At 45.7% G+C, this 6,513-nt stretch carries 4 protein-coding genes; 1 reads left to right on the plus strand and 3 read right to left on the minus strand.

Annotated elements, in window-relative coordinates; translation table 11 throughout:
* Positions 1–124 precede the first annotated feature (124 nt).
* A complete protein-coding gene (locus tag AB4274_RS09180; protein WP_017064069.1) occupies positions 125–1,192 on the plus strand; it encodes a PLP-dependent cysteine synthase family protein in 1,068 nt (355 codons plus the stop codon).
* Between the two features lie 93 nt (positions 1,193–1,285).
* Here the strand turns inward: AB4274_RS09180 and AB4274_RS09185 are convergent, their stop codons facing one another.
* From AB4274_RS09185 to AB4274_RS09195, 3 genes are all read right to left on the minus strand, one after another.
* Positions 1,286–1,606 (minus strand): DUF1244 domain-containing protein, encoded by a 321-nt coding sequence (locus AB4274_RS09185; RefSeq protein WP_004736423.1) that lies wholly within the window; start codon positions 1,604–1,606, stop codon positions 1,286–1,288.
* Positions 1,607–1,747: 141 nt separating this feature from the next.
* Positions 1,748–4,861 carry a vibriobactin export RND transporter permease subunit VexH gene (vexH, locus tag AB4274_RS09190; protein WP_372111852.1) on the minus strand — a complete coding sequence of 1,038 codons (3,114 nt, stop codon included), beginning with the start codon at positions 4,859–4,861 and terminating at the stop codon, positions 1,748–1,750.
* Positions 4,861–5,937, minus strand: coding sequence for an efflux RND transporter periplasmic adaptor subunit (locus tag AB4274_RS09195; RefSeq protein WP_372111855.1), 1,077 nt, complete (start codon positions 5,935–5,937; stop codon positions 4,861–4,863). Before AB4274_RS09195 ends, vexH begins: the two co-directional genes overlap by 1 nt.
* Between the last annotated feature and the right edge of the window lie 576 nt (positions 5,938–6,513).

Raw genomic sequence — 6,513 nt, forward strand, 5'->3', positions numbered from 1 at the left:
GAGAATAATTTTCTACAATTTAAGCAAAACAAAGCAAATATGGCAAAGTTTTTCTCTCCGATTATAGATAAATTGGAACCATACCAATTACAAAGAATTCCTACACTCGATCAGGAGAACGTTTATGTGCACTGACCATCAATGGATTAACAACGCGATTCGTAAAATTGAAGCGGACTACCAACGCTCAGCGGATACGCACCTTATCAAGCTCGATCTACCAAGTATCGAAGGCATTGATGTTTACCTTAAAGATGAAAGCACACACCCTACAGGCTCTTTAAAGCACCGCTTAGCGCGTTCTCTGTTCTTATACGCTATCTGTAACGGTTGGGTTGGCCCAGAAACAACGATCATTGAATCTTCATCAGGCAGTACTGCAGTATCTGAAGCGTACTTCGCTCGCCTACTTGGCCTGCCGTTTATTGCGGTAATGCCGAAATGCACAGCGAAGAAGAAGATTGAGCAGATTGAATTCTACGGCGGCCAAGCGCATCTTGTTGACCGCTCAGATGAAATTTACGATGAGTCTCGTCGTTTAGCAGAAGAACTGAATGGTCACTACATGGACCAATTTACCTACGCTGAGCGCGCAACCGACTGGCGTGGTAACAACAACATCGCGAACTCCATTTTCAATCAAATGCAGATGGAAGATCACCCAGTTCCAGCTTGGGTAGTAATGAGCCCAGGTACTGGCGGTACTTCAGCGACGATTGGCCGTTTCATTCGCTACCAACAACATGAAACTAAGCTTTGTGTTGTGGACCCTGAGAACTCTGTATTCCACGAATACTTCCAAACAGGCAATGCGAACGTGAAAGGTAGTACATTCAGCAAGATTGAAGGCATTGGTCGCCCACGAGCAGAACCAAGCTTCATTCCTGGTGTGGTTGACGAAATGCGTAAAATCCCAGACGCAGCAAGTATCGCAACGACACATTGGTTATCTGACATTCTTGGTCGCAAGGTCGGCGCATCAACTGGGACTAACATGTACGGTGTGCTTCAATTAGCCAGTGAAATGAAAGCACGTGGAGAAAAAGGTTCTATCGTGACTTTACTGTGTGACAGTGGTGAGCGTTACCTAGACACTTACTTCAATGACGAGTGGGTAAATCTGAATATCGGTGACCTACAACCTTATGCAGCGAAGTTAGAAGCTTTCTCGCAAACGGGTGAGTTGGCTTAAGTTCATATAAGCCGGTAGTTAGAAATAAAAAAGAGCCCTTGATGGGCCCTTTTTGTTTATTCATTCTATTAATCAGCCACTAACGAGAACAAATTACTCTGGCTTCTGCTTCGCTTCAAATGCCGCAAGTTGTTCAGGCGTCGCTTTTGGTTGATGGTTTTGTTTCCACTCATCGTAAGTCATGCCGTATACACGCTCACGAGCGTCATCGATATCCAAGTCTAAGCCTTGTTGCTCTGCTTCCGCTTTGTACCATTTACTGAAACAGTTTCGGCAGAAGCCAGCCAAGATCATCAGATCGATGTTCTGCACATCTTTATTGTTATCTAGGTGTGCTAGCAGGCGACGAAAGGTTGCTGCATCCAGCTTATCTTGTTCTTCTTGAGAAAGATCTTTGTATTTAAATTCAGCCACTTTACTTTCCTTTATTCGATCTATTGTATTAATTCGTTGAGCTCTGTTTGTTATACAAAAAAAGCCTGCAATTCGCTAGGAGCAAACGCAGGCTTTTCAATATTGTTACACTATTCCGTGTTCATTAATCGTGCGTGTTCATTAACCGTGAGAGGTTCTTCCCACGTTGTCATAGCTAAGCTCTTTATTAAGTTCCGCTTCCACGTGACCCGGAGAGCGTGTTGATCCTGAAATCAGTCGGTACATCGCAGGGATAACGAACAGAGTTACCAATGTCGCGAAGCCCATACCGAAGAAGATAACCGTACCCACAGCCACTCGGCTTTCATAGCCTGCGCCCGTTGAAGTAATCAATGGAATTGCACCAGCCAGCGTCGTGAATGCCGTCATCATGATTGGACGTAAGCGTCGAGCAGAAGCATCAATGATCGCCTTTTCAAACTCAATACCACGGTCACGAAGTTGGTTAGCAAACTCTACGATCAAGATACCGTTTTTGGTTACCATACCGATCAACATGATCATACCAATCTGGCTGTAGACGTTGAGCCCTTGACTCATCAGCACCAAGCCTAAGAAGCCACCGAAGATACCCATAGGTACGGTGAACATCACCACCAGCGGGTTAATGAAGCTTTCAAACTGCGCGGCCAGTACCAAGTATGCGACCAGCATCGCTAGCGCAAACACCACTAGGATACTTGATTGGTTCTCTTTAAAGTCTTTTGACTCGCCAGAGTAGCTCACTGAAATATCACCCGGTAGCTGTTCAATCGCTTGTTCATCAAGGAAATCGAGCGCGTCACCCAGCGTGTAACCTTCCATTAGGTTCGCTTTAATGGTCACCGATTTCTGCTTGTTGTAGTGCGACAAACGAATCGATGAAGCCACTTCTTCAATGTGCGTCAGCGTATCAAGTGTAACCAGCTCACCAGACTGAGTTCGCATGTAGATTTGGCTTAGATCGTTCGCGTTGTTGAAGCTGTTTTCATCACCACGCAGATACACGTCGTACTCTTCACCACGGTCAACGAAGGTCGTTTCACTGCGGCCGCCAAGCATGATTTCTAACGTATCTGAAATGTCTGAAACGCTAACACCTAGCTCTGCTGCACGCTGCTTATCTACGGTTACCAATAGCTCTGGTGTTTTCTCAGAGTAATCGATGTCCGCGCCTTCCATCATTGGAGAATCTTCAGCCGCTTGCTTTAAGAGCTCTGCCCACTTCTGAAGTTCAGAGTAATCAGAACCGCCAAGTACGAATTGAACAGGCTCACTTGAACCACCTTTGAAGCCAGGCATGAACGGGAATACACGCACATCTGGAATGCCGTTCAACGATTTACGAACTTCGTTCAACGCTTCTTGTGCGGTAACGTCACGCTCATCCCAGTCTTCTAGGATCATGATTACGAAGCCCGTTTGGTCACCCGCATTACCACCAAACGCTGGTGATTGAATACTGAATGACTTCAAGAAGCCCTGACCAAGCAATGGCATTAAGCGTTCTTCAACGATGTCCATGTTGGCAGACATACGGTTGTAACTGGTTGCATCGGCACCACGAACAAACGCAAATATAACACCACGGTCTTCTTGTGGCGTCAGTTGCGACGGCACTTGTTGCATCAAGCCATAACTACCGCCCATACACGCGATAATGATGATTGGAGCGGCCCAACGCCAGTTAAGAGCACGGCGCAATACCGCGCGGTATCCAGACTCAAGCTTGCCAAATACGCGCTCGACAAACAAATTGAAACGGTTTGGTTTAACGTTCGCTTTAAGGATCTTACTGCCTAGCACTGGCGTTAGCGTTAATGCGACTAGCGACGAGAAGATCACCGACATCGCAAGCAATACAGAAAACTCGGTAAACAATAGGCCAACCATGCCGTCCATGAACGAGATCGGTAGGAATACCATTACCAATACAAGCGTTGTTGCGATTACCGCGAAGCCTACTTCACGAGTACCTTTATAGGCCGCAAGCAGCGGTGACTCACCACGTTCAATATGGTGGAAAATGTTCTCAACCACCACGATCGCATCATCTACCACCAAACCAATCGACAGGATAAGTGCCATCAAGGTAATCAGGTTGATAGAGAAACCGAAGTAGTACGCGGCAATAAACGACGAGATCAGAGATACAGGTACGGTTACCGCTGGAATAAGTGTTGCACGTGCTTGACCAATAAAGATGTAAAGCACAAGGATAACCAAGCCGCCCGTGATAAAGAGCGTGCTGTAAACCTCAGAGATTGAGCGGTCGATAAAGACAGTTGAGTCATAGTCGACAGCCAAACGAGTACCGTCTGGCAAGAACTTTTGAATTGCTTCGACTTCTTTATGGACTAAGTCAGCCACCTCAAGTGGGTTCGCATCTGACTGAGGCACGATACCCATACTTACGTTAACAACGCCGTCACTCTTAAAGGTCGAGTTCTCGTTTTCTGCGCCAATGTAAACATCCGCTACGTCTTTCAAGTAGATAGGTGTGTTATCAGAGGCACGTTTAACGACTAGATATTCGAAATCTTCCGCTTCAGTGTAAGAACGAGCAGTACGAACCGACATCACAATCGCATCGTTACGTACTTCACCACCTGGGCTTTCAATGTTCTCACTGTTCAGAGCAGAAGTGATGTCCGAGGTAGTAACGCCACGACCCGCCATCTGCGCAGGTTTCAGCTTCACGTACATTACTTTGTACAAGCCACCTGAGATATCCACCGAGCTCACGCCAGAAATCAAACTAAAGCGGTCAATCAACACACGTTCGGTGTAGTCGGTTAACTGCGTTCGGTCCATCTCCGTCGAACTTAAGTTGATGTAGACCGAAGCTTCACCACTACCATTGTTCTTATAAACAATTGGGTCGTCGGCTTCATCTGGCAATGAACGCTGCGCACGAGCTACAGCATCACGAACATCACTCACACCGGTATTGAGGTCGTAACCAAGCTCAAAGGTAATCGTGATACGCGACATACCGTTACGCGTCGTGGATTCGATCTCATCGATACCACTGATTCCGGATAACTGGTCTTCAAGATTAGAGGTTATTTGACTTTCAATGATGGTGGCAGACGCACCCTCATAACGAGTACTGATCGATACCACCGGGCTTTCAATATCAGGCATCTCGCGAACTGCAAGCTTATTGAAAGAGACAATACCAAACACAACCAAAAGCAGACTCAATACGACAGCCGCTACTGGTCTCTTTACAGAAACATCAGATAACAACATTAGTTAGCGCCTTCTTGTGCTGCTGTATTTTCATCAAGTTTAGCTGGGCGATTAACGGCGAGCTCTTGAACCAACACTCCGTCACGCATGTTCACGATACCTTGCACCACGATCTTCTGGCCAATCTCGATGCCCTTGTCGATCACAACTTCGTTATCGATACGCGCACCCAAGAACACTTCGGTACGAGTCGCTTTGTTATCTTCGCCAATAACATAGACGAAACGCTTAGTACCAGAATACTCAAGCGCTTGAACTGGAATGATTGGCGCTTCCACTGGTGGGAAGTCCATATCCGCCGCCACTAACATACCTGGCTTTAGATAATCATTATTGTTGTCGAAGTGGATTCGAACTCGAAGGTTCAAGGTTTCAGCGTTAATACGAGAATCAATGCCTACTACAGTACCAGTGAACTGAGTGTCGCCCCATGCGCTAGTGCGAGCCGTTACTTTCATACCTTTAGACAGTTTAGAAAGGTAGCGCTCCGGGATCTGCAGATCTAATTGCATTACCGATAGGTCATCTAGAGTTACGAGTTCAGTACCTGCTGTCACCATTTTACCGCGGCTAAAGTCGATAAAACCAACAGTGCCCGAGAATGGCGCGCTGATGTGAAGATCTTTCAGATTGGCATTTGCAGCAGCTAAACGAGCGTTGGCAATCTCTACGTTCGTTTTCTGAGCGTCAATTTCAGTTTGCGTGATCGCGTTACGTTTCACTAGGCGTTGAAATTCCGCTAGCTTACGTTGCTCGTCTTTTAGATAAGCTTGAGCCTCTGCAACCGCCGCTTTCGCTTTGTCGTCATCAAGCTGAACCAACATCTGCCCTTTAGTGACATCTTGATTGGCTTTAATGTTGATAGAGTCCACTCTGCCAGCCACTTCAGAAGTGATCATTACCGATTGCTCGGCTTCTAACTTACCGACCAACGAAAGAGATTGGCTAACTTGGTGAATATCAACCTGCTCAGTAACAACAGTGACAGTGCTAGGGCCCATACGTTTAGCAAGTACGGCTGGAGACGCCATAAGAATAGACAAGCTAAGCAGGGTTAAAACAGATTTATGCTTCATAATAATGGTCTGCAAGTAAGTTTGTACCAATCACAGTGAGTAAGTGGTCAGAAATAGCTTAGGGAAAAGCTTGAGAACAAGGCAGCTCTTTTCAACAGATAGTTTCGATAAGTAGTTATTCTACAATCAAAATATCTGACGCTGTTCTCGAGCATTTTAGCAAGCTAAGATGACACGTTATTTACTACGATTGGTATTATTATCTATAAATGAAATTAACCGTATTCTATCAACTGATGAATGCTGTAACGTCAAGAAGTGTAAATCTAGATTAAATTCCATTTACGTTTCATCATGTTTTAGACACATTGAACACAATACAGAAAGCCAGTCACCTCAAGGTGTTACCTATCAGTACGTAAACCTTAGTATAGATGTTCACTTCACGAGCAATATGCGTACTTTTCGCCATCTTTGCCCAAAAAGGCAGCATTTAACACAAAACCATAAGAAAAACCCTTTACAGGTTTAGCGTGTTTGCTATGATGCGCTCCGCACTTGAGAGATGCGTTGGGAAAAACATCTCTTTAGCCTATCCATTATGAGTTAGGAAAAAACACCCTGGAGGGGTTCCCG

This window comes from Vibrio sp. 10N.261.55.A10, assembly GCF_041470825.1.
Taxonomy (GTDB): Bacteria; Pseudomonadota; Gammaproteobacteria; order Enterobacterales; family Vibrionaceae; genus Vibrio; species Vibrio crassostreae_C.